We start from the raw sequence: 2,624 nt of genomic DNA, 5'->3' as shown, positions 1-2,624 counted from the left end.
TCTCCTTGTTTGTCACCTCCTCTCCGTATCTGGTGACATCGCGCGCCACCGTTTCGCGTCTTTACGGCTTCCGCGAAGCCGTGGCCGCCGCGCGCAGCGCCGCCGCCGCCGGGCCGCAGGTGGGTGCGCCCGGAGCCGCCTTCACGCTCAACAACCTCACCCTCACCCTGCCTGACGGCCGCTGCCTGCTGGACCATGCCAGCCTCACCCTGCGGGCGGGCGAACCGGTGATCCTGACCGGCGCTTCCGGGGCCGGCAAATCCACGCTGTTTCGTGCCATTGCCGGCATCTGGCCGTTTGGCCATGGCAGCATCACGCCGCCGAAGGGCAGCCTGCTGTTCCTGCCGCAAAAACCCTATTTCCCGCTGGGCAGCCTCAAGCGCACCGTCACCTATCCGGGGGTGGAGCAGGATGTGGCGGATGACGCCGTTCGCACGGCACTCGCGGATGTAGGGCTGGAACATCTTGCCGCCCGCCTGGGCGAGAGCGAGAACTGGAGCCTCATCCTCTCTGGCGGCGAACAGCAGCGCCTGGCCATCGCCCGCGCGCTGCTCGCCAAACCGGACTGGCTGTTCCTCGATGAAGCCATCTCCGCGCTGGACAGTGCCGCGGCTGGAAAAATTCAGGCGGTGCTGCGCGAAAAACTACCCGCCACCACCATCGTCGCCATCAGCCACCATGGCGGCATCGCCCCAGGCCAGCGGCATCTGGCCCTCTCCGGCGGGGTTCTGGCGGAGGTGGCGGCCTGATCAGGCCGCCAGGCCCGCCAGGCCGAACCGGCGCAAGGCGTCAGCGCGCAGGGTCATCATCTGGCCGTTGCTTTCCTCGCGCACGCCCGGCGGCGGGGTGATGAGCAAGGCATCAGGATGATGGATGGTGTCGGGCTCGTGTTCCTCCACGCAGCCCTCCGCCTTCAGCTTGAGCATGTGCGCCAGCACGTTACGCTGCGCCGCGACTTTTAAATACGGGTCGGTTTTGTTGTAGAGCTTGGCCGCGAGCGCCGCGACCCCCCAATCCTGCTGCTTAAGCTCGGCCAGAATGGTCCGCTCGCGGTACTGGCGGTGCGCCAGCAGTTCGCGCACCAGGGCGCGCGGGTCCGCAAGCAAGGGGCCATGGCCACTCAGGTAGAACACCTCATCGCGCGCCAGCAGCAACTCCAGGGAGCGATAATAGCTCAGCATGTCGCCATCCGGCGGGCTCACGATCGCGGACGACCAGGACATCACATGGTCGCCGCTGAACAGAATTTTCGTGCCGCCGGGCAGGAAATGCTCAAAGCAGAGATGGTCCGCCGCATGGCCGGGCGTGTGCAGCGCCGTAAGCCCCGCAACCGTGCTGAAATGATCCAGCGCGATATCGGGTTTGAACTCTGGTTTCCCGCTGATTTTGTAAGCCGCGACCGGCGCCCCGGTGGCTTGCGCGAGTGCGGCGGTTGCCCCCCAATGGTCGCTATGGGTATGCGTGAGCACAATATGGCTGATCGGCCGGCTGCCCGCTGCGGCCATCACATCGCGGACATGCTCATCATCCCTCGGCCCGGGGTCGAGCACCACCAAGCCATCGCCCGCTTCTATGAGGTAGGTGTTGGTCCCCTGATAGGTCATCACACCTGGGTTGCGGGCCACGACACGCCGGATACCCGGCAACACGAAAATCGGGACGCCGCGCAGCGGCTCCGGCTCTGTTAAAAAAGGCATGGGACATCATGCCTTGCAAATACGCCCTCTGTAAACGCCAGCCAGTCACCTGAAGGAGTCCGGTCACCTGAACGAGTAGAGCACCGCGAGCATGGCGAACACGCCGATGACACAAACCACACCAAACAGCGCCTCGGCAAATGTCGGGTTGGAGACCCGCCGGGAAGACCGGCGCCGCCGGCCAGGGGATGGCGGTACATTTACAGTTTCTAAATCTTTTATATTCATTGACTTATACCTCGAAAGCTCGAAGCTGTCCCGTGTTTCGCGACGGGACTCTCTGGATCATCTCCGGTCGTAATTCTGCTCTCAAACGCCCCTGAAAAGCAATAAAAATGCGCATGTTGCACGGCACCGGCGCCACCCTGTACGCTGCGCGCATGACATCTGATCCGGACGCCGCGCTGCGCGCCTCGCTGAACCGCCATAAGCTGTTTGCCTCCGCGCTGCTGGGACTGATGGCCGCCCTTGCCGCCGCGAGCTACGCGCTGCCGCCTGGCCTGTGGACCACCCTGTTGCGCGACGCCGCCAAGGCCGGGTTTATCGGCGGGGTGGCGGACTGGTTCGCCGTCACCGCGCTGTTCCGCCGTCCGCTCGGCCTGCCTATTCCCCACACCGCCATCATCCCGGCGCAGAAGGAGCGCCTGGGCAACGCGCTGGGCCGTTTCGTCGCCAACCATGTGTTCACCGAGGGGGACATCCGCAAATTCCTCGGCAACCTCGATTCCCCAGGGATTTTACGCAAATTTCTCGCCGACCCCACCGCCACCCGCCCCGCCGCCGAGGCTCTGGCCGGAATGCTGCCCAAGCTGCTGGCCAGCATCGAGGATGGCCGCGCGCGGCGCCTGCTGGCCCGGCTCCTGCCCAAGCTGATCGGCGGCAAGGCGGCGGGCGTGGTGGTGGCGCGCGCGCTGTGCGGGCTGGTTG

3 protein-coding genes are annotated in these 2,624 nt (G+C 65.4%); 2 read left to right on the top strand and 1 reads right to left on the bottom strand.

Annotated features, from left to right (window positions below; translation table 11 throughout):
* Positions 1-749: ATP-binding cassette domain-containing protein (locus HKL97_RS09200; protein WP_291424617.1), on the top strand; the 749-nt coding region annotated here is incomplete at its 5' end.
* On the opposite strand, the gene HKL97_RS09195 is transcribed toward HKL97_RS09200, so the two are convergent.
* Positions 750-1,697: an MBL fold metallo-hydrolase gene (locus HKL97_RS09195; protein ID WP_291424616.1), complete on the bottom strand. Its 948-nt coding sequence runs from the start codon at positions 1,695-1,697 to the stop codon at positions 750-752. It abuts the gene before it with no gap.
* A 380-nt stretch (positions 1,698-2,077) separates the two neighbouring features.
* Between HKL97_RS09195 and HKL97_RS09190 the strand changes: the two genes are divergently transcribed.
* A partial coding sequence (locus tag HKL97_RS09190) for a DUF445 family protein (protein WP_291424614.1) occupies positions 2,078-2,624 on the top strand: 547 nt, incomplete at its 3' end.

It is taken from the genome of Acidocella sp., assembly GCF_013044125.1.
GTDB lineage: Bacteria > Pseudomonadota > Alphaproteobacteria > Acetobacterales > Acetobacteraceae > Acidocella.
This window is presented reverse-complemented; position numbering and strand designations above follow the sequence as displayed.